This is a genomic window from Massilia sp. AB1 (assembly GCF_018119385.1).
Taxonomy (GTDB): Bacteria; Pseudomonadota; Gammaproteobacteria; order Burkholderiales; family Burkholderiaceae_D; genus Telluria.
On the sequence record NZ_JAGKSG010000021.1, the window covers coordinates 1 to 21,983 of the forward strand.

Sequence of the window (21,983 nt, forward strand, 5' to 3'; positions counted from 1 at the left end):
TCCCCAAGCCCCGGCCGGGCTTGCATCCGAACCGCAGTCCAACACCGCGCCCGCAGCCGGGGCCCCGGAGGTCGACGATGCTTCCGATCCGCACGAGGTGGCGGGTGCACCCCAGGACGCGCCCGCGCTGCCAAGGAATGAATCCGAGCTGGCGATGGTACGGGTCCGCGCGGCCCAGATCGACGCCATCCGCACCGAGGCCGAAGCGCTGCTGGCCTCGGAGCTCGCCCTGATGCACCAGGCCGGCGAATTGCGCCAGCTCGCGCGCGAACTGGGCGCCGCCTCGGAAGCACAGCTGCGCTGCGAGCGCCTGGCCCAGACCCTGAGCGCCAGCTGCGCGGGGCTGGCGATCACGCGCAAGCGCCTGATGGGGGCGGTGCTGGAAACGGCCCTGGAACCCTTCGGCAGCGCCCTCGGCGAACTGCCTTCGCTGGTGCGCAAGCTGGCGCGCAGCCGGGAGCGTGAAGTCGTGTTCGAGACCGGCGGCGCCGCGATCCAGGTCGACCGGCGCGTGCTGGCCGTGCTGCGCGAGGTACTGATCCATCTGGTCACCAACGCCGTCGACCACGGCATCGAGGCGCCGGAGCAGCGGCGCGCCGCCGGCAAGCGCGCGGCGGGCCTGGTGCGGGTGGCCGCCAGCCAGCCGGACGCGCGCCATGTGCTGGTGCGGGTCGAGGACGACGGCGCCGGCATGGACACGGGCGGCCTGGTGCGGGCCGCCGCGCGCGCCGGGCTGGCCGAGGACGTGCAGCAGCTCGACGAGGCGGCGCGCCTGGCCCTGGCGCTGCGCGCGGGGGTATCGACCCGGATCGAGGTGACGCCGGTGTCGGGACGGGGCGTCGGGCTGGCGGTGGTGGCCGACAAGGTGGCGGCGCTGGGCGGCACCGTGACCATCGAGAGCCGCCCCGGCCTGGGCTGCGCCTTCGAGCTGCTGCTGCCGGTCAGCCTGGCCAGCCTGCGCGCCCTGGTGGTGGAGGTGGCCGGGCGCCGCTTCGCCGCGCCGCTGGACGCGCTGGACGCGGTGCGCGCGGTCCCGGCCGGCGCCGTCAAGACGGTGGAGGGGCGCGAGACCCTGGCGGTGGACGGCCGCGTGCTGCCCCTTGTGCGCCTGGGGAGCCTGTGCGGCGCGCCGCAGCCCGAGACCGCCAGGGCGGCCGGCGTGGCCTTGCTGGCCGGCGCGCGCTACGGCCGCTTCGCGCTGCTGGTGGACGCGATCCTGTCGGAACAGGACGTGCTGCCGCGCGCCCTCGGCCCGCTGCTGCAGCGGGTGCGCTGCTTCAGCGGCGCCACCCAGCTCGGCGACGGCAGCCTGGTCCCGGTGCTCGCGCTGGACGATGTGGCGGCACTGGCCCAGGGCGCGCCCGCGCCAGCCGGGGCGGCGCAGGAAGAAGGTGGACAGGACGGGGCGGGGCCGGGCCGGCGGCACGTGCTGGTGGCCGAGGACTCGATTACGTCGCGCCTGCTGCTCAAGCACATTCTGGAGGACGCCGGCTACCGGGTCGACGAAGCCGCCGACGGCCTGGAGGCCCTGTCGCGCTTGCGCCAGGGAAGCTACGACGCCGTGGTGTCCGATGTCGAGATGCCGCACCTGGACGGCCTCGGCCTGACCGCCAGCATCCGCCAGGATCCGCGCACCGCGGACCTGCCGGTGATCCTGGTGACCTCGCTCCAGACCCCGGCCGAACGCGAACGCGGGCTGCACGCCGGCGCCGACGCCTATCTCACCAAGGGCAGCTTCGACCAGGACCAGCTGCTCGCCCTGCTGGCGAGGATGACATGAACGAACTGCGGAACGAACTGCGGAACGCACTGCGGAGGAGCAACCCATGATTCGTGTCCTGGTGGTCGACGATTCGCCTTCGGTGCGCGAGCTGCTGAACTACATCCTGGGCGGCGATCCCGCGCTCGAGGTGGTCGGCTGCGCCGCCGACGGCGAGGAGGGCGTGGCGATGGCGATGCGGCTGCGCCCGGACGTGATCACCATGGACCTGCACATGCCGAACATGGACGGCTACGAAGCCACGCGCCGGATCATGGAGTCCTGCCCGGCGCCGGTGGTGGTGGTCAGCGGCAGCGAGAACCCGGAAGAAGTCGGCGCCAGCTTCCGCGCCATCGAGGCCGGCGCCCTGGTGCTGGTGCGCCGTCCCTATGGCCTGGCCCATCCCGAGCACGCGGCCAGCGCCCGGGCGCTGCTGCGCACGGTGAAGTCGATGGCCGAGGTGCGGGTGGTGCGGCGCTGGAACGGCGGCCGGCCGGCGCGCCAGCCCGCCAGGAAGCCTTCCCAGCCGGGCTACCGGCTGGCGGTGATGGGCGCCTCGACCGGCGGACCGGCGGTGCTGCGCGACATCCTGGCCCAGCTGGGCGCGCGGTTTCCGCTGCCCGTGGTGATCGTGCAGCACATGGCGGCCGGCTTTACGGCGGGCCTGGCCGAATGGCTGGGCGCCGCCAGCGGCTTCCCGGTGCGCATTCCCCTGCACGACGAAGCCTTCGCGTCCGGCACGGCCTACCTGGCGCCCGACGGCTACCACCTGGGGGTGTCGCCGACGCTGCGCGCCCAGCTGTCGCTGGCGGCGCCGGAACACGGAATGCGTCCGGCGGTCTCCTGCCTGTTCCGCTCGATCGTCCCCGCGCTGCGGCCGGCCAGCATCGCGGTGCTGCTGACCGGGATGGGCAAGGACGGGGCCGTGGAACTGAAACAGCTGCGCGAGGACGGCGCGGTGACCATCGTCCAGAACCGCGACAGCAGCGCGGTGTACGGCATGCCGGGCGAGGCGGTGCGGCTGGACGCCGCCACCCTGGTGCTCGATCCGGTCCGGATCGGCAAGGCGATCCATGCGATCGCCCACAACCCGGGCAGCGGCCTGTCCGTCCTGGGATTTTGACAATGAAACTAGCGCATAGCGAAATGCACGAGCGAGCCATGAACAATAACGACTACAGGCCGATCCCGGCCCGGCTGGTGGAGATCCTGATCGTCGAGGACAGCACGACCCAGGCCGAGCACCTGGCCCATCTGCTCACGAGCGAGGGCGGCTACCAGGTCAGGGTGGCCGGCAACGGCGCGGAAGGCCTGGCCGCGGCCCGCCTGCGCGCCCCGACCATGATCGTGAGCGACATCCAGATGCCGGAGATGGACGGCTTCACCCTGTGCCGCGAGATCAAGCAGGACCCGCGCCTGCAGGACATCCCCGTCATCCTGCTGACTTCGCTCACCAGCCTGTACGACGTGATCCGCGGTCTGGACAGCGGCGCCGACAACTTCATCCGCAAGCCCTTCGACGCCCGCTACCTGCTGAGCCGCATCCGCTTCATCCTCGCCAACCGCGCCCTGCGCAGCAACGAGCGGGTCCAGCTCGGGATGCAGATCAACCTGGGCGGGCAGACCCATTTCATCACCGCCGAACGCCAGCAGATCTTCGACCTCCTGATCTCGACCTACGAGGAAGCGATCCAGATGACGGAGGAGCTCAAGCAGCAGCAGCAGCGCATCGCGCGCTCCTACCAGTCGCTGGAAGGCCTGTACAAGATCGCCGAGGCGCTCAACCCGGCGCTCACCGAAGGCGCGGTGGCCGCCAGCGCGCTCGAGCGGGCCCTCGATTTCCCCGGCGTGGCGGGCGGCTGCCTGGCCCTGCTGGACGACGGCGTGCTGCGCGTCGCCGCGGTCAGCGACGACGACGCGCCGATGCGGGTCGGAGCGGCGCTCGACTGCGGCTGCGCGCGCATGCTGCTGTCGGGCGCGCTGCGCGGACCGGAACTGCGCCACGAATGCGAAGCCATGGGCGGCATGCACGCCTGCGTGCCCCTGAGCGCGGGCGGGCGCCAGCTCGGCCTGCTGCACCTGGCGACGACTCCCGAAGCGTTGAGCGCCGAGGACATGCAGGTGCTGGGCACGGTCGGCAACCAGATCGCGATCGCGATGGAACGCGCCCACCTGTACGCCAACTCGGAAGCGCTGGTGCGCGAGCGCACCGAGGCCCTGCAGAGCGAACGCAACCTGCTGTCCACCGTGATGGACACCACCGGCGCCCTGGTGGTGCTGTGCGCGCCGGACGGCGGCATCAGCCTGATCAACCGTTCCTGCGAAGAGACCTTCGGGCTGAAGCCGGGCGAGGCGCTCGGCCAGCCTGTGTGGGATGTGTTTGCCCTGCGCGGCGAGAGCAATGCTGTGCGGCGGTTCTGGCACGACCTGCCGCTGGAAGAGATGCCGCGCCAGATCCAGGGCGACTGGCTGACCCGCGGCGGCCAGGTGCGTTCGGTGATCTGGTCCAACGCCCTGATCCGCAACGCCGCCGGCGAAATCGAAGGGGTGCTCAGCACCGGCATGGACGTTACCGAATTGCGCGGCGTGGAAGACCGCCTGCGCTACCTGAGCAACTACGATTCCCTGACCGGGCTGCCGAACCGTGCGCTGCTGGGCGACCGCATGGCGCAGCTGCAGGAGGCCGCCAGGGCCGGGCAGGAGCTGATGGGCTTCCTGGTGATCGGCCTGGACCGCCTTGCCCTGGTGCGCCAGACCCTGGGGGACCGGGTCGAGCGCGCGCTGCTGGCGGACGCGGCGCGGCGCCTTTCCTCGCTGTCGGCCGGCGACACCGTGGCGCGCTACGCGGAAGGCACCTTCGCGATGGCGGCGCGGCGCGCCTCGGTCGACGAGCTCGCGGTGCTGGCGCGCCAGGTCATCGAGTGCCTGGGGCGGCCGTTCTCGTGGGAAGGCGAGGAGCTGCACCTCGATCCGCGCATCGGCATCGCGGTCTGCCCGAACGACGGCGACACCTACGAAACCCTGGCGCAAGGCGCCGAGAACGCGCTCGGCCGGGTCGATGCCGGGGGCGAGCGCTACACCTTCTTCCGGCCCGAATTCAACGAGGGCGCGGACGCCCGCTTCCGGCTCGAGAACGCGCTGCGGCGCGCCATCGAGCGCGAGGAATTCCTGCTCCACTACCAGCCGCAGGTGGACCTCAAGAGCGGCGCCATCATCGGGGTCGAGGCCCTGGTGCGCTGGCGCCACCCGGAGCGCGGCATGGTCTCGCCGGCCGTGTTCATCGACCTGGCCGAAGAAACCGGCCTGATCCTGCCGCTGGGCGAATGGGTGCTGCGCCGCGCCTGCCAGCAGTGCCGTGCCTGGCAGGATGCCGGCCTGGATGTGGTGCCGGTCTCGGTCAACCTGTCGGCGCGCCAGTTCTCCGAGCATATCCCGGCCACGGTCAAGCGGATTCTCGAGGAAACCGGGCTGGAGCCGCGCTTGCTGGAACTGGAGCTGACCGAAAGCGCCTCGATGAAGGACCCGCAGAAGTCCTTCGGCATCCTGCGCCAGCTCAAGGACATGGGCGTGCGCCTGGCGATCGACGACTTCGGCACCGGCTACTCCAACCTGAATTACCTGAAACGTTTCCCGGTCGACAAGCTGAAGCTCGACCAGTCCTTCGTGCGCGACATCGTGTCCGATCCGGACGACCTGTCGATCTCGCGCGCCGTCATCGCCATGGGCCATGGCCTGCGCCTGACGGTGATCGCGGAAGGGGTGGAAAGCCAGGGCCAGCTTTCTTTGCTTGCCGACAACGGCTGCGACGAGATGCAAGGCTATCTGTTCAGCCGCCCGGTGCCCGCCGAAGCCTGCGAAGCGCTGCTGCGCGACCGGGCCTCGCTCGAACTGGGCTTCCTGGAGCGGGCGCCGTATGCCCGCACCCTGCTGTACGTGGATAGCGAAGCCAACCTGCAGGCGGCGGTGCGGCGCGCGCTGCGCCACAAGGGCTATGTGGTACTGTCGGCTCCGAATGCGGCGGACGCCTTCGAGATCCTGGCCACCACCGAGGTCGGGGTCATCCTGTGCGACCAGCGCATGGGCGGCATGGACGGCCCGGCCTTCCTGTCGCGCGTACGCCATATGTACCCGGAGGTCACGCGCGTGGTATTGTCGGGCTACACCGACTTGCAATCGGTGACGGACGCGGTCAACCATGGCGCCATCTTCAAGTTCCTGACCAAGCCCTGGGACGAAGAGGAACTCGACGAGGCGCTGCGCGAGGCCTTCGCCGAGCACGAACGTAAACGGGCGGCGCGCGGCGCCGGACAACCATGAACAGTCGCACCTGGCGCCGGATCGCTCCGGCGCCGACCTTCCTGGCCCTGCTGGCCGGCCTGCTCCTGACCGGCCTGCTGTATTCCGCGGTGCATGCCTACGAAGAGGAGAACCAGCGCGCGGCCTTCGAGCGCGGCGCGCTCGAGCGCGTCGGCGCCCTGCGCGCGGAGCTCGACAGCGCGGTCGACGTGCTGGGTACGGTCACCCGGGTGTTCACCACCATGCAGCCGGTGACCCGCCGCCAGTTCGACGCCTTCACCGCCCCGATGCTCGTGCGCCATCCGCAGATCGAATTGATCGGCTGGCAGCTGGTGGTGCCGGACGCCGAACGCGCCGCGTTCGAGGCGGCGCGGCGCCAGGAGTTCCCCGGCTTCCGCCTGAGCGAGATCGGCGCCGACGGCCAGGCGCCCGCTGCGCACCGGCCCTTCTACCAGGTGGTCGAGTACCTGGCGCCGCAGCGCGGCAACGAGCAGGCGCTCGGCCTGGACGCCGCCACCCGGCCCGAGATCGCCGATGCGGCGCGGCGCGCCTGCGCCAGCGGCGAGGCCGCCATGACGCGCCAGTTCCGGCTCCTGATGGGCGGCGCCCAGCAGAGCGGCTTCGTGCTCCTGATGCCGGTGTACCAGGAAGGCACGGCGCTGCTGTCCGGCGCCGGCCCGTGCGGGCAGGTGCTGGGCTACACCACGGTCGGCTTCACTTCGCTGGCCCTCAAGCGCCGGGTGCTGGACGTCCCGGCCGGACAGCCGCGCGCGGCAGGCGCGATCCGCCTGTACGCGGCCGGGCGCGCGGACCCCAACGAACTGGTGTTCGTGCACGAAGGCCAGGCGCCGTCCATGACGGCCTCGCTGCTGGACGGCGAGCAGGCGCCGCCGCTGGCGCGCACCCTGACCGTCGCCGGCCAGCCCTGGCACATGGTGATCAGCCCGCCGCCGCCCGCGCTGCTGCGCGACCACCTGGGCTCCTTGCTGGTGCTGGCCGGCGGCCTGCTGGCCAGCCTCGGCGCGGCCGCCTATGCCAACATGCTGTCCCAGCGCAACCACAGCGTGCGCGCCATGGTGGACCAGCGCACGGCCGAGCTGACCGAAGCCAATGCCAGCCTGCGGCTGCGCCAGCAGGCCATCGACGCCTGCGTCGACAGCATCATCATCGCGCGCGCCGAGGACCCCGACTTTCCGATCGAGTACGTGAACCCCGCGTTCGAACGCCTCAACGGCTACCGCGCCGAGGAAGTGATCGGGCGCAGCGGCGCGCTGCTGTGGGCGCAGGAACCCAGGCAGCGCGGCGTGCGCGAAGGCGCGGCCCTGGCGCGCGAGCGGCGCGGCGGCAAGGTCCTGGTCCGGACCTATCGCAAGGACGGCACCCAGCTGTGGTGCGAACTGGTGGTCTCGCCCTGCACCGGAGCGGACGGCAAGGTGGAGCATTTCGTCATCGTCCAGCACGACGTCACCGAGAAGCGGCGCTTCGAGGGCGAGCTGGAGTACCAGGCCACCCACGACACGCTGACCGGTCTGCCCAACCGCAAGCTGCTGCGCCGCCGCCTGGAGGAGGAGATCGCGGTCGCGGCGCGCGGCCGCCAGGCGGTGTCGCTGCTGTTCATCGACATCGACCGCTTCAAGCCCCTCAACGACAGCATCGGGCACAAGGCGGCCAACAGCTATCTGTGCGCGGTCGCCGACCGCCTGCGCGACACCGTGCGCGAGGGCGACACGGTGGCCTGCCTGGGCGGCGACGAGTTCGTCCTGCTCCTGCCCGAACGCACCGGCCTGCCGCTGGGCGGCCCTGCGCTGGAACGCATCATGAAGACCATCGCCCAGCCGGTGAGGGTGGACGGGCAGGAGCTGGAAGTGTCTTGCTGCATCGGCATCGCCCGTTACCCGGCCGACGGCAACGATCCCGATGTCCTGATCGACTGCGCCGACCGCGCCGCCCATGCCGCCAAGCGCCGCGGTCCGGGCAACTTCCAGTTCTTCCAGGCGGCCATGAACGACGCCGCCCACCAGCGCCTGGAACTCGAGCGCGCCCTGCGCGGCGCCCGCGAGCGCGGCGAGTTCGACCTGCTGTACCAGCCGTGGGCCGACATGGCCAGCGGCCGCGTCACCGGGGTGCAGGCCAAGCTGCGCTGGCGCCACCCGGAGCTGGGCCTCGTCGCCCCGGAAGCCTTTCAGCCGATCGCCGAGGAGAGCGGGGCCAGCATCGCCCTGGGCGCCTGGGCCCTGGCACAGGCGGCCGCTCAGGTGCGCGCCTGGCAGGATGCCGGCCATGGCGAGTTGGTGCTGGCCCTGGGCGTGGGCATGCGCCAGGTGAGGGATTCGGGCCTGCTGGCCATGGTGGACGAGGTGCTGGCCGACACGGGCTTGCCGGCGCGCTGCCTGCGCCTGGAACTGGCCGAGAGCGTGCTGGCCGGCGATGCTGCACAGACCCAGCCGGTGCTCGACAGCCTGCGCGCCCTCGGAGTGCGGCTGGCGGTCGACCGCTTCGGCAACGGCCACACCACCCTGGCCGACCTGCGCCGCCATCCGATCGACGTGATCCAGATCGACCGCTCGCTGGTGCAGGACGTGGACGTGAGCTTCGCGGCCGAGGCGATTCCGGACGCTATCATTTCGATGGCGCACAGCCTGGGCATCCGCGTGCTGGCCGAAGGCGTCGACAGCGCCGCCCAGGCCGAAGTCCTGGCGCGCAATATGTGCGACGAGGTGAGCGGGGCGCTGCTGTCGGAGCCGCTCGGGTCCGAGGCGGCCGGCGCGCTGCTGGCCGCCGGGACCGCCCTCCCCAGGAATGTGCTGCGCCTGCACAAGCGCGAGCGCACCCTGCTGCTGGTGGACGACGAGCCGAACATCCTGACCGCCCTGAAGCGCCAGATGCGCGGGACCGGCTGCCGCATCCTGACCGCGCCCAGCGGGCAGGAGGGCCTGGCCCTGCTGGAGCGCGAGGAGGTGGACGTGATCGTCTCGGACCAGCGCATGCCGGGCATGACCGGGGTGGAATTCCTGCGCGTGGTGAAGCAGTCGCACCCGGACACGGTGCGCATCGTATTGTCCGGCTTTACCGAGCTGCAATCCGTGACCGACGCCGTGAACGAGGGCGCGATCTACAAGTTCCTGACCAAGCCCTGGGACGACACCCAGCTGCGCGGCCATATCGAGGAAGCCTTCCGCCACAAGGAAATGGTCGACGAGAACCGCCGCCTGGGCCTGGAATTGCGTAGCGCCAACCTGGAGCTGGCCGGGGCCAACCGCCAGCTCGAGGACTTGCTGCAGCAGCAGCGCGAGCAGATCCGGCGTGACGGCATTTCGCTCGACATCGTGCGCGAGGCCTTGCAGCGGGTGCCGCTGGCGATCCTGGCGCTGGACGAGGAGCAGCAGATCGCCTATGCGAACGCGAGCGCGCGCCAGATGCTTGGCGGTGGCGATACCCTATTGGGAAGCGACGCGGCGGAGGTGATCCCGGACGTGCTGGCCGAGCTGGAAGGCCGCGGCGAGGGCGCGCCCGCGGCGCCCATGGCGTTCAGGCGCGGCGAACGCGCCTTTGCCGTCGAGGTGCACAGCATGGGACGGGGCACCCGTTCGCGCGGCACCTTGCTCACATTTACACCGCTAGCCGCAGGGGGAGTGCGTTGAGTAGCTCATCGAAGGACATACGGCTGGACGAGGCGCAGGCGGGCATGGAGCTGGCGCGCGACCTGGTCGACCGCCAGGGCACCGTGTTGTTGCAGCGAGGCAGCATCCTGAGCGCGAGCATGCTGGCGGCGCTGGAACGGCGCGGGGTCCAGCGCCTGCGGGTGCTGGTGGATGCGGACGAGGGCGGCCCCGGCCTGGAGGCGGAGCGCGCGCGCCTGGAAGCGCGCCTGACCCACCTGTTCCGCCACCAGCAGGGCGCGCCGGCCGGCGAGCTGCGCGAACGCCTGCTGGCCTACCGCCTGGAGGCGCTATGAGCGATGCGATGGGCAATTATCAGCTGAGTCTGGAACAGGCGGTCGCGCGCCTGAAGGACTTGCCGGCCTTGCCGCTGGTGGTCAGCGAACTGCTGGCCAGTTTCGACGATCCCGACGTCGAGCTGGGCCAGCTGGCCGACAAGATCGCGCACGACCAGGCGCTGGCGGCCAAGACCCTGCGCCTGGCGAATTCTTCTTTCTATGGATTGCAGTCCAGGGTGCGCACCATCGGCCAGGCGATCCAGGTGCTCGGCTTCGACAGCGTGCGCGCGCTGGTGGTGGGCGCCGGCGTGATCGGGGGCTTCGAGGCGGGGCGCGAGAAGGGCTTCGACTACGACGGTTTCTGGCGCCACGCCATCGGCACCGCCCTGTGCGCGCGGGCGCTGGCGCGCCATGCCCGCACCAACCCGGAGCTAGGCTTTGTCGCGGGCCTGCTGCACGACCTCGGGCGCCTGGTGCTGGTGACGCGCTTTCCCGAGCATTACGCCGAAGTGCTGGCGCGGCGCGCCCTGCGCGACTGCGAGCTGCTGCTGGCCGAGCGCGAGGTGCTGGGCATCGACCACGCCCAGGTGGGGCGCGCCCTGGGCCAGCACTGGAAGATCCCGGAGCCGATCTGCCGCGCGATCGCCAACCACCACCAGCCGATGCACCAGGACGAAGGCGAGCTTCCGGCGGTGGTCCACGTGGCCAACGTGATCGCCCACGGCCTCGACCTGGCCGACCAGGAAGACGACCAGGTGCCCGTGCTGGTGCAGGGCGCCTGGGACAGCCTGCGCCTGGACGACGCGGCGCTGCGTGCGGTGTTCGCGGAAACCGAGGCCCAATTCGAAGAAACCTGCCAGGTCCTGGCCGCACGGCCGGGCAAGGAGTGAAGGCTTGATCAACATGGAAGCGAAGCAGCAGCAGAGCAGGCAGGCCGGCGCCGACGACGCCCTGGCCGGCAATCCCACCGCCCAGCTGGAACAGGCGATGCAGCGCCTGGAAGACGATATCCGCAGGCGCGAGGCGGCCGAGGCCGAGCTGGTGCGCCGCAACGCGGAACTCACCGAAGTCAACGCGCGCCTGTCGATGGCCCAGGAACAGCTGGTCCAGTCCGAGAAGCTGGCCTCGATCGGCCAGCTGGCGGCCGGGGTGGCGCACGAGATCAACAACCCGATCGGCTACGTGTTTTCGAACTTCGAGACGCTCGGCGGCTACATCGGGCGCATGCTCGAGATGTTCAAGGCCTACGAAGAGGCGGAGGCCAGCATCGCCGCGCCGGAGGTGCTGGAGCGCCTGCGCGCGATGCGCGCCGGGATCGACCTCGACTACCTGATCGAGGACATCCCGGTCCTGATGTCGGAATCGCGCGAGGGCATCACCCGGGTGCGCAAGATCGTGCAGGACCTGAAGGATTTCTCGCGCGTGGACGCGAACCAGGAATGGCAGTGGGCCAACCTGCACGCCGGCCTGGACTCGACCCTGAACATCGTCAGCAACGAGGTCAAGTACAAGGCCGAGGTGGTGCGCGAGTACGGCGACATTCCCGACATCGAATGCCTGCCGTCCCAGCTCAACCAGGTGTTCATGAACATCGTGGTCAATGGCGCCCACGCGATCACAGGCCACGGGCGCATCACGATCCGGACCGGCGTGGCGGAAGACGGCAGCCAGGTCTGGGTCGAGATCGCGGACAACGGCAGCGGCATCGCCAAGGAGCACCTGGCGCGCATCTTCGATCCCTTCTTCACCACCAAGCCGATCGGCAGCGGGACCGGGCTCGGCCTCTCGCTGTCCTACGGGATCATCCAGAAGCACCATGGCCAGATCGAGGTGCAGAGCGAAGTCGGGAAGGGCACCACCTTCCGCATCACGCTGCCGGTGCATCACGTGGCCGGAGGCGCAGAGGAGGCGGACGCATGAGCACCAGCGCCAATCCGGGCAACGGCAAGCAGGCGGGCGTGATCCTGTGCGTCGACGACGAGCCGCACATCCTGTCGGCGCTGCGGCGCCTGTTCCGCGCCCAGGGCTACGAGATCCTGACCGCCGGCGGCGGCCGCGAAGGCCTGGCCATGCTGGCCGGGCGCCAGGTCGACCTGATCATTTCGGACATGCGCATGCCCGAGATGGACGGCGCCCAGTTCCTGGAACGCGCCCGCCAGGACCACCCGGACGCCTTGCGCATCCTGCTGACCGGCTACGCCGACGTTGCCCAGATCATCGGCGCCGTCAACCGCGGCGAGATCTACCGCTACATCACCAAGCCCTGGGACGACACCGAGATGCTGCTGCTGGTGCGCCATGCCCTGGAGCGGCGCGAGCTGGAGCAGGAAAAGCGCCGCCTGGAGGACCTGACGCGCCGGCAGAACGAGCAGCTGCGCGAACTGAACCAGGGGCTGGAAGCCCAGGTGGCCAAGCGTACGGCCCAGCTCAAGGCGACCCACGAAAGCCTGGTGGCCTCGCACGAAAAGCTCAAGCGCAGCTTCCTGACCTCGATCCGGGTATTCTCGGGCATGATCGAGCTGCGCGGTCCCAAGCTGGCCGGCCATTCGCGCCGCGTGGCCGACCTCGCGCGCCGCATCGCCCAGCGCATGGGCATGAACGCCCAGGAGATGCAGCAGGTGTTCGTCGCCGGCCTGCTGCACGACATCGGCAAGATCGGCATGCCGGACCTGCTGCTCGACACGCCGGTGGCGATGATGACGGGCGAGCAGCTCAACCAGTACAAGCTCTACCCGGCGCGCGGCCAGCAGATCCTGATGCCGCTGGAAGACCTGGCGGAAGCGGCGGCGCTGGTGCGCGCCCACCAGGAGCGCTTCGACGGCGAAGGATTTCCGGACCGCCTGGCGGGCCTGGACATTCCGCTGGGGGCGCGTATCCTGGCGGTGGCGAGCGACTACGACAACTTGCAGATCGGCGTGCTGGCGCGCAACCCGATGTCGCGCGAACAGGCGGCCGGCCTGGTGCACGACCGGCGCGGTTCGCGCTACGACCCAGCGGTGGTGGCGGCCTTCATGGAGGTGGCCACCGGCCGCGTGCCGCCGCCCGAGGCGCCGCCGGACCGCCCGCTGAAGGTGGCGGTCCTGCGTCCGGGGATGCGCACCTCGCGCGACCTGATCACGCGCGGCGGCCAGCTGCTGCTGTCGGCCGACCATGTGCTGACCGAGCGCATGATCGCCCAGATCGCCGACTACGAAAAGAGCGCGAACGAGCAGTTCGTCGTGCACGTGCGCATCGAAGGAGAAGCTGGATGAGACGTATTCTGCTGGTGGACGACGAGGCCAACGTGCTCAGCGCCCTGCAGCGCGCCCTGCGCGGCTTCCTGCCGGGGAGCGAGGTCGAGATCATGACCTGCCAGGACCCGGAACAGGCGCTGCTGCGCTGCGCCGAGGCCAGTTTCGACGTGGTGATGTCGGATTTCCGCATGCCCGGGCTGACCGGGGCGGATTTCCTGCAGGTCGTCAAGGGCCTGCAGCCGGACGCGGTGCGCCTCGTACTGTCGGCCTCGAACGACATCGGCGAGGTGATGGAGTCGATCAACCGCGCCGAGGTGTTCCGCTACGTGGCCAAGCCCTGGCAGGCGGCCGAGCTGGAAAAGATCTTCCGCCAGGCCTTCGCCCGGCGCGACGAAGCGCTGGCCGCGCGGCGCCTGGCCGAGCCGGAGATTTCGGAGGAGCTTACGCCGCAGGAACACGAGGCGCGCAGGCTGGAGCAGGAGGAACCGGGCATCACGCGCGTCAGGCGCAATCCGGACGGGTCGATCATTCTCGACTGAGTTGATGATCGCCAGCCTCGAAACCGTCGTGGTGCTTAGGTGCCGATATAGGCGATCTTGAACGTGAACAGCGCCGCAATGATCCACACCACCGGCCGCACTTCACGCGCGCGCCCGGTCAGCAGCTTGAGCGCCGCATAGGTGATGAACCCGAACGCGATGCCTTCCGCGATCGAGAAGGTGAACGGCATCACCAGCGCGGTGACCGCCGCCGGAATGCTCTCCGTGCTGTCCCCCCATTCCACATCCCCCAGGTCGGCCAGCATCAGGCAGGCCACGAACAGCAGGGCCGGTGCGGTCGCGTAGGCCGGCACCACGCCGGCCAGCGGCGCGATGAACAGGCAGGCCAGGAACAGCACCGCGACCGTGAGCGCGGTCAGGCCGGTGCGCCCGCCCGCCTGCACGCCGGAGGCGCTTTCCAGGTAGGCGGTGGTGCTGGAGGTGCCCAGGATGCTGCCGGCCACGATGGCGCCGCTGTCGGCCAGCAGCGCCTTGTTGAGGCGGTCCATCTTGCCCTCGACCAGCAGGCCGGCGCGGCGCGCCACGCCCATCAGGGTGCCGGTGGCGTCGAACAGCTCGACCAGGAAGAACACCAGCACCACGTTCAGGATGCCGACCGACAGCGCGCCGGCGATGTCGAGCTTGAACAGGGTCGGCTCGATCGAGGGCGGCAGCGAGAAAATGCCCTTGAAGGTGTTGCCGCCGAAGAAGAAGCTCAGCACCGTCACCAGCACGATGCCGATCAGGATCGCGCCGCGCACCTTCAGGCGGTCGAGGGCGACGATGACCAGGAAGCCGGCGATCGCCATCAGGGCCTCGGGCTTGTGCAGGTCGCCGGCCTTGACCAGGGTCGGCTCGTTCGCCACCACGATGCCGGCGTTCTTGAGCGCGATCAGGGCCAGGAACATGCCCAGGCCGACGGTGATCGCGACCCGCATCGAGCGCGGGATGCCGTCCACGATCATGCCGCGCAGGCCCAGCAGCGACACCAGGATGAACAGGCAGCCCGAGATGAACACCGCGCCCAGCGCCGCCGGCCAGGCGATGCCCATGCCCAGCACCACGGCGTAGGCGAAATAGGCGTTCAGGCCCATGCCCGGCGCCATCGCGATGGGGTAGTTGGCGTACAGGCCCATGACGGCCGTGCCGAGGGCGGCCACCAGGCAGGTGGCCACGAACACCGACTCCTTCGGCAGGCCGGCGTCGCCAAGGATGGCCGGATTGACGAAGATGATATACACCATCGTGAGGAAGGTGGTCAGGCCGGCCAGCACTTCGGTGCGCACGTCGGTGCCGCTTTCCCTGAGTTTGAAGAGTTTCTCGAGCATGTGGAATGGTTCCCGGTTGTGGCGGCGCGGGGCCGCACTTGTTGTTGATTTTGCCCGAAGCATAGCACTCCGGCAGCCCATCCGTCGCCATCCCGGTTGGCGCCGCCCGTTTCGCGGCGCGCCGAGGCGCTCGCCGGCGCCGGGGCCGATGCGTTACCATGAAGACCTTGATCACTTTCCGCACCACACCATGCCCAAGAACAAGCGTCCCGCACCCCGCAAGTCGAACAACGTGCGCGAACCCGATACCTCGTCCCAGGCGAAGGAACTGGCCGACCTGGCCCTCGAGATCGCCGAGCGCGAGGACCTGCCCGGCTTCGGCTCCGACGACGAGCGCGAGGAAGCGCTGAGCGCGGCGGTGCGCAAGACGGTGCGCAAAAAGCGCGACGAGGTGCTGTACGAGGCGATCGAGCTGGCGCGCTATACCGATCCGCTGGCCTGCCGCATCCTGCGCGGCCGCATCGAGGAAGAGGCCGCGACCTGGCGCCTGCGCCGCGAGGACGGGCCGGAATACGAGATCGACGCCTTCCTGGTGCCGCTGTTCGTGCGCAGCACGGGCGGCCTGGTGGCCCGGGAGGCCTTCCAGGACGACGAAGCCTTCGAACGCCTGTCCGCCAGCTTCCAGGCCGCCGGCCTCGACAGTCCCTCGGCCAGGGTGGTGCTGATCCGCCATGCCTACGACCTGGCCGAGATCGACCACGTCAGCTACAGCAGCCTGCACGAGATGCTGCGCGAGGCCAGCGCCTCGCTGCTGGAAAAGAAGCTGCAGCCGGCTCCGACCATCGAAGCAAGCATGCGCGGCTGGACCGGCGAACCGGTGGCCCCCGACGAGACCGCGATGGAGCTGCGCTTCCTGCTCGGCTTCTCGCTCAAGCGCGCCGACGATCCCTTCTACCGGGTGCCCAAGGACGAGGAGGGCAGCGACGCCTACTTCGCGCGCCGCATGGAACGCTACCGCGACTGGACCGTCGAGATCGCGCCGCTGCTCAGACGCAGCCTGGCCGCCGACCCGGAGCGCCTGGAGCTCGACTTCCTGTACCAGGACCTGTTCTTCGGCGCCAAGGAGCAGGCCGTGAACGAACTGGGCATGCTGGCGCTGCTGTCCGACGTGCGCCGCACGCTGGCGGCCAAGGACCTCGAGCCGGACCAGGTGCACGCCGCCGTGGCGCCGCTCGACATGGGCGAGCACATCGTCCTGCGCGCCAACCTGTATGCGCTGGACGGCGGCCAGCCCTGGGGCAGCGTGGAGAAACCGGTGGACCTGGCGGCCGACCTCGGCGCCGAAGTGGACGAGCTGTGCGACGCGCTGCTCTCGGCGGGCCTGGAAGGCGTCTCGGTGGCCGCGGGCTTCAGCGAAGACGGGCACGCCGAAGGCGCCGAGCCCTACCACCGCGCCTGATTGCCGCACTGCGTCACGTGCGCCGGAAAGTCGGCGCGCGCCCTCATTCCCTCCCGAAATCCCCCCTTCATTCCCGTGCGGGCCGCGTTTTCGACGGTCCGCGCTGCGCCGCACAATCAAAAGTTTTCACCGCTTCGTAGTGGATTTTCCTGTATCGATGTAGGACGCCCCCTACATGAGATATCGCTCGTCCAACCCTCTCCTAGGAGAGAGGCGAAACGGCTGGGTCAGACGTGATTCCTGTTGGCAATGTTGCAATGCATAAATGAAAACATTAAAAAATTTACATGTTACGATTTCGGGGTCCGGCCAGGTTGAACCACTGTGTCATATGGCAAGAGAGAGAGAAAACCGGCCCGGAGATCTTTGCCAACAACTATAGCGCCAGCAAGGCGAAAGGAAATCAACATGCCGACCCTGATCGTGTTTTGCCATCTGCGCTGGGATTTCGTTTTCCAGCGCCCCCAGCACCTGATGACCCGTCTGGCGGAACACTATAACGTCCTCTTCGTCGAAGAGCCGGTGTACAGCGAGGGACAGGCACACCTGCAGAAAACGGCCGTCGCGCCGAACATCACGGTGTGCCGCCCGCATACCGCCATCCACGCACCGGGCTTCCACGACGACCAGCTCCCGACCCTGCAGACCCTGCTGAAGGACCTGGTCCCGGACGGCGAACAGCCGATCGTCTGGTTCTACACCCCGATGGCCCTGCCGCTGCTGCAAGGCCTGCACCCATCCAAGGTCATCTACGACTGCATGGACGAACTGGCGGCGTTCAAGAATGCGCCCAAACAGCTGCTGCAACGCGAGAGCGCCTTGCTGAACATCGCCGACCTGGTCTTCACCGGCGGCCCGAGCCTGTACCAGTCCAAGCGCGACCGCCATGCGAACGCGCACTGCTTCTCGAGCAGCGTGGACGCCAAGCACTTCCGCCAGGCCCAGGACCGCGACATCTCGCATCCGGACCAGGCCCACATCCCGCATCCGCGCCTGGGCTTCTACGGCGTCATCGACGAGCGCTTCGACACCGAGCTGGTGCGCGCCATGGCCGAGGCCCATCCGGAATGGAACATCGTGCTGGTCGGCCCGGTGGTCAAGATCGACCCGGCCCACCTGCCGCAAGGCCCGAACATCCACTACATGGGCCAGCGCAACTACCCGGACCTGCCCAAGTTCCTGGCCGGCTGGGATGTCTGCCTGCTGCCGTTCGCGCTGAACGAGTCGACCAAGTTCATCAGCCCGACCAAGGTGCTGGAATACATGGCGGCCGAGCTGCCCTCGGTCTCGACCTCGATCACCGACGTCAAGGTCCCTTATGGCGACGTGGTGGCGATCGCCGACGGCGCCAAGGACTATATCGCCGCCTGCGAACGCATGCTGGCGATGACCGAAGGCGACAAGCTCAAGATGGCCAAGCGCATGCGCGAAGTGGTGGCCGGCACCTCCTGGGACCTTACCGCCGGCCGCATGCACGAGCTGATCCGGAACGTGGTGCCGGGCAACCGCGCCCAGCGACTGTCGGCGGCGAACCCGGAGGCCCTGCCGGCCACGGTCAATCCGCTGCCGCTGGCCAAGAGCGCCAAGTCTTCGTACCGCAATATCGTGATCGGCAGCGGCCCGACCGGCCTGTCGGCGGCCTACCACCTGGACGCGGACACCCTGGTGCTGGAGCGTAACGCCACGATCGGCGGCTGGTGCCGCTCGATCCAGGACAAGGGCTTCACCTTCGATTACGCCGGCCACATCATGTTCTCGAACGACCCCTACGTCCTCAAGATGTACGACGTGCTGCTGGGCGATAACGTGCACTGGCAGAACCGCGAAGCCTGGGTCTACAGCAAGAACGTCTACACCCGCTATCCCTTCCAGGGCGCGCTCTACGGCCTGCCGCCGAAGGTAATCAGCGAATGCGTGATGGGCGCCATCGAGGCGCGCTACGGCGACAATGGCGCGGACGAGCAGGAGGCCCGCCAGATCGACGACTGCTGCGCCGACGGCACCCTGGACGCCTGCAACACCGACAAGTCGGTGAAGGGCGAGGTCAAGAACTTCGAACAGTTCATCTACAAGGTGTGGGGCAAGGGCATCGCCAAGCATTTCGCCATCCCCTACAACAAGAAGATCTGGACCGTGCCGCTGAACGAGATGGAAACCTCGTGGCTGGGCGGACGCGTGCCGCTGCCGAACCTGGAAGAGATCATCCAGGGCGCGCTGGAGCCGGTCGCCAAGCCGATGGGCCCGAACGCCCGCTTCGGCTACCCGCTCAAGGGCGGCTTCCAGGCCCTGATGAACGGCTTCCTGCCCCACATCCAGGGCAAGATCGAGACCAATGCCGACGTGGTGCAGGTGCTGCCGCGCGAACACGTGGTCGCGCTGGCCGACGGCCGCCGCTTCCGCTACGACCAGCTGGTCTCGACCATGCCGCTGCCGGAACTGATCCGCGTGATCGGCGACCAGGCGCCGGAAGAAGTGCGTGCGGCCGCCAAGGGCCTGCGCCACGTGTCGATCCGCTGCGTGAACATCGGCATCGACCGTCCGAACGCGACCGACAAGCACTGGATCTACTACCCGGAAGACAGCATCTTCCACCGCATCTTCGTGCAGGGCAACGCCAGCCCGGAATGCAACCCGTCGGGCGGCTTCGGTTTCACCTGCGAGATCTCGTACTCGCCGCACAAGCCGCTGCCGGTCGAGGGCGAGGCACTGATCCAGCGTGCGATCGAGGACTGCCGCAAGGTGGGCATGATCCAGGAAGGCGACACTATCCTGTGCGCCAACCAGGTCGACATGCCGATCGCCTACGTGCTGTACGACCACAACCGTGCAAAGAATGTCGAGATCTGCAAGAACTGGCTGAAGCAGCATGACATCACGCTGGCGGGCCGTTACAGCGAGTGGGAGTACTACAACTCGGATCACGCTCTGCTGGCCGGCAAGAAGGCGGCGGAGGCGATCGGGGGTGGGGTGCACCAGACGGCGGCTTCGGCGAAGGCTGTGGGGGCGAAGGCGGAGTAATTCCTTCAGCTCGTGTAGGAAAGCCGCGGTCGAACCCTGCGGCTTTTTTCGTTTACCTTGCTGCGTGATTTGGTGGCTGCGGTGCGAACTTGGGTCCCCGCCTGCGCGGGGATGACGTATTACGGTAGCGGGCCAAAAGCTTCATCGTAGCCCGCTACTTCTGAACGTCATCCCCGCGAAGGCGGGGACCCAAGTTGACTTTACTACGAACACCCACGAAAAAAGACCGGCAGCCACGCCCCAAAAGAGCGCCGCTGCCGGTCCAGCCATCCCGTGCGAGATGTTACGGGAAGATCTTAGCGATTACCGCCGCCATTCCCGCCTCCACGGCTGCCGCCGCTGCCGCTCTGGCGGTTGCCGTCATTCTTGTGGCTCATGCGGCCGGCCTCGCGCGCCTCCTGCGAGTTGAACTCGTGGGCGTTGCCCGACGCGTGGGCGGCGCGGCCGCCCTGCGAGGCGATCTCGCGCTGGCGTTGCGGGTCCATCGAGGCGAAGCCGCGGTTGCTGCCCGAGCCGCTCTGGCTGTTGCCCTGGCTGCCGCTCTGGCTGTTGCCGCGGCTGCCGCTGCTCGAGGAGCGGCCGCCTTGCGAAGCGATCCCGCGCTTGCTGCTTGCTTGTTTGTTCGATGCCATGATCGTCTCCTTTATCAATGACACAGTGAGTGGAGTGCCTGCCCCGGCGGCGGTGTGAGGGCACCGCGATCGGTGAGGCGTTGAATTCATGTTAGGACATGGACAAGCTGGCCGGAATAGGACCGGGCAGCCCGGCCGTGTAGGAAGAGTCCGGCTAACTTAGCCATACAAATCAATGTCTTAGCTCATCATTGCGTGGCATCGTATGAGCCAGCCAGCCGCCTGCGGGGTCGGTCGGCTCGGCCACCCGGATCACCGACAGCGGGTGCGCGAACTGGATCCGTTCGCGCTCGAAGGCGCGGTAGATCTCCAGCAGGATGGCCTGCTGGGCGTCCATGTGCAGGATGTAGTCGGGACTCTTGAAGTGGTAGACGATTTCGAAGTCCAGCGACCACTCGCCGTAGCGGAAGAAGTGGGCGCGTTCGAAGTCGACATCGCCGCGGGCCGTGACGATGGCGCGCACCAGTTCGGGGATACGCGTCATCTGGGCGTCGCTGGCGCCGTAGGCCACGCGCAGGATGAAGGCCACGCGGCGCGACTGCATGCGCTTGTGGTTGTGGATCCGGCTCTTGAGCAGGTCGCTGTTGGAAAACACGATCTGCTCGCCGCCCAGGCCGCGCAGGCGGGTGGTCTTGAGGCCGATGTACTCGACCGCGCCGAGGGCGTCGCCGACGATGATGAAGTCGCCGATCTCGAAAGGCTTGTCGAGCATGATGGACAGCGAGGCGAACAGGTCGCCCAGGATGTTCTGGGTGGCCAGGGCCACCGCAATGCCGCCGATGCCCAGGCTGGCCACCAGGGTGGTGATGTTGAAGCCGAAGTTATCCAGCATCATCAGGAAGGCCACGGTCCAGACCACCAGGCGCATCATGAAGAACATGATGGTGCTCGAGGCCTTGCGGGCGCCGTCGCCATTCGCGCTCATGAACTGGGCGCGCCAGGCGCGCAGGCCGGAATCGCCCCAGATCCCCAGCTGCAGGATCAGCGCCGCCACCGCGATGCGCGAGACGATCAAGCGGTAGTTGTCCGGGAGGACCAGGAACATGCTGCCCAGGTAGATGCCGATGGCGAGCAGGAAGACCAGGTAGGTCTTGGCCAGCATCTTGGTGACGAAATCGTCCAGCTTGCCGGCGGTGCGTTGCGAGAGCTCGTGCATCCTGCGCAGCGCGAATGCGCGCACCACATACATCGCGATGGTGCCGCCGATGGCGACGCCGATCGCCATCATCCAGTCTTGCAGCGTATTGCCCAACAAATTACCAGGTACCAGAAAATCCATGCAGTACTCCCGTGCAGCCAAGCGAATCAAGCCGCTAGTTTGCGGTGCGCACGCCCAACAGCGCGCACAATTGACAAGCCTGATCGCCGGCCGATACATTGAACCTTTGCATCGTTCACCCTTCTCAGCATGGCGAAATTCACGGTTTCCTGCGGCACCCTGGTAGTCAATCCCCGGGGCGAACTGCTGCTCTGCCACGTCACCGACACGCCCAAGTGGGATATCCCGAAGGGCATGCGCGACCCTGGCGAAACCGAGCTGGAGGCGGCGGTGCGCGAGCTGCGCGAGGAGGCGGGCCTCGAATTCGCGGCGGAGGCCTTCCGCGACCTGGGCCCCTTCGAGTACCGGCGCGACAAGCGCCTGCATCTCTACCTGGTGCGTTCCGGCCCGGAGCTCGACAGTCTCGACCACCTGCATTGCAGCAGCTACTTCCCGCACCATACGACCGGTGCGCCGACACCGGAAATGGATGGCTACCGCTGGGCCGCGCGCGAGGAGGTCGCCAGCCTGTGCTGGCCGCGCATGGCCGAGGTCCTGCTCGGGATCGCCTGGTAGGCCCGCTG

15 protein-coding genes are annotated in these 21,983 nt (G+C 68.6%); 12 read left to right on the top strand and 3 right to left on the bottom strand.

Annotated features, from left to right (window positions below):
- The 9 genes from J8847_RS13510 to J8847_RS13550 all read left to right on the top strand — a co-directional run.
- A partial coding sequence (locus J8847_RS13510; RefSeq protein ID WP_211525235.1) for a response regulator occupies nucleotides 1-1,780 on the top strand: 1,780 nt, incomplete at its 5' end.
- Between the two features lie 46 nt (nucleotides 1,781-1,826).
- The gene (locus J8847_RS13515; protein WP_211525236.1) at nucleotides 1,827-2,882 is read left to right on the top strand and encodes a chemotaxis protein CheB; all 1,056 of its coding nucleotides are present in this window, start codon (nucleotides 1,827-1,829) and stop codon (nucleotides 2,880-2,882) included.
- Nucleotides 2,883-2,920: 38 nt separating this feature from the next.
- Nucleotides 2,921-6,076, top strand: a complete 3,156-nt coding sequence (locus J8847_RS13520) for an EAL domain-containing protein (protein WP_211525237.1) — start codon at nucleotides 2,921-2,923, stop codon at nucleotides 6,074-6,076.
- Complete coding sequence (locus J8847_RS13525; RefSeq protein ID WP_211525238.1) at nucleotides 6,073-9,696, top strand: EAL domain-containing protein; 3,624 nt, start codon at nucleotides 6,073-6,075, stop codon at nucleotides 9,694-9,696. The genes J8847_RS13520 and J8847_RS13525 overlap by 4 nt, the downstream gene beginning before the upstream one ends.
- Nucleotides 9,693-10,010, top strand: coding sequence for a hypothetical protein (locus tag J8847_RS13530; protein ID WP_211525239.1), 318 nt, complete (start codon nucleotides 9,693-9,695; stop codon nucleotides 10,008-10,010). Before J8847_RS13525 ends, J8847_RS13530 begins: the two co-directional genes overlap by 4 nt.
- The gene (locus J8847_RS13535; RefSeq protein ID WP_229429784.1) at nucleotides 10,007-10,882 is read left to right on the top strand and encodes an HDOD domain-containing protein; all 876 of its coding nucleotides are present in this window, start codon (nucleotides 10,007-10,009) and stop codon (nucleotides 10,880-10,882) included. Before J8847_RS13530 ends, J8847_RS13535 begins: the two co-directional genes overlap by 4 nt.
- 13 nt (nucleotides 10,883-10,895) lie before the next feature.
- Complete coding sequence (locus J8847_RS13540) at nucleotides 10,896-11,912, top strand: ATP-binding protein (protein ID WP_211525306.1); 1,017 nt, start codon at nucleotides 10,896-10,898, stop codon at nucleotides 11,910-11,912.
- Nucleotides 11,909-13,243 carry an HD domain-containing phosphohydrolase gene (locus J8847_RS13545; protein ID WP_211525240.1) on the top strand — a complete coding sequence of 445 codons (1,335 nt, stop codon included), beginning with the start codon at nucleotides 11,909-11,911 and terminating at the stop codon, nucleotides 13,241-13,243. Before J8847_RS13540 ends, J8847_RS13545 begins: the two co-directional genes overlap by 4 nt.
- Nucleotides 13,240-13,764, top strand: a complete 525-nt coding sequence (locus tag J8847_RS13550) for a response regulator (RefSeq protein ID WP_211525241.1) — start codon at nucleotides 13,240-13,242, stop codon at nucleotides 13,762-13,764. The genes J8847_RS13545 and J8847_RS13550 overlap by 4 nt, the downstream gene beginning before the upstream one ends.
- A 35-nt stretch (nucleotides 13,765-13,799) precedes the next feature.
- Here J8847_RS13550 and J8847_RS13555 read toward each other — a convergent pair whose 3' ends face one another.
- Nucleotides 13,800-15,092 carry an NCS2 family permease gene (locus tag J8847_RS13555; RefSeq protein WP_211525242.1) on the bottom strand — a complete coding sequence of 431 codons (1,293 nt, stop codon included), beginning with the start codon at nucleotides 15,090-15,092 and terminating at the stop codon, nucleotides 13,800-13,802.
- 190 nt (nucleotides 15,093-15,282) lie between these two features.
- On the opposite strand from J8847_RS13555, the gene J8847_RS13560 reads away from it, so the two are divergent.
- Both J8847_RS13560 and J8847_RS24350 read left to right on the top strand, forming a co-directional pair.
- Complete coding sequence (locus J8847_RS13560) at nucleotides 15,283-16,491, top strand: hypothetical protein (protein WP_211525243.1); 1,209 nt, start codon at nucleotides 15,283-15,285, stop codon at nucleotides 16,489-16,491.
- A gap of 408 nt (nucleotides 16,492-16,899) precedes the next feature.
- Nucleotides 16,900-19,509, top strand: a complete 2,610-nt coding sequence (locus tag J8847_RS24350) for an NAD(P)-binding protein (protein ID WP_211525244.1) — start codon at nucleotides 16,900-16,902, stop codon at nucleotides 19,507-19,509.
- 296 nt (nucleotides 19,510-19,805) lie between these two features.
- On the opposite strand, the gene J8847_RS13570 is transcribed toward J8847_RS24350, so the two are convergent.
- Together J8847_RS13570 and J8847_RS13575 are read right to left on the bottom strand one after the other, a co-directional pair.
- A complete protein-coding gene (locus J8847_RS13570) occupies nucleotides 19,806-20,141 on the bottom strand; it encodes a KGG domain-containing protein (protein ID WP_211525245.1) in 336 nt (111 codons plus the stop codon).
- A gap of 172 nt (nucleotides 20,142-20,313) precedes the next feature.
- Nucleotides 20,314-21,420 carry a mechanosensitive ion channel family protein gene (locus tag J8847_RS13575; protein ID WP_211525246.1) on the bottom strand — a complete coding sequence of 369 codons (1,107 nt, stop codon included), beginning with the start codon at nucleotides 21,418-21,420 and terminating at the stop codon, nucleotides 20,314-20,316.
- A 129-nt stretch (nucleotides 21,421-21,549) separates the two neighbouring features.
- Between J8847_RS13575 and J8847_RS13580 the strand changes: the two genes are divergently transcribed.
- On the top strand, nucleotides 21,550-21,975 hold the full coding sequence (locus J8847_RS13580; protein WP_211525247.1) for an NUDIX hydrolase: 426 nt from the start codon (nucleotides 21,550-21,552) through the stop codon (nucleotides 21,973-21,975).
- The last annotated feature ends 8 nt before the right edge of the window (nucleotides 21,976-21,983 follow it).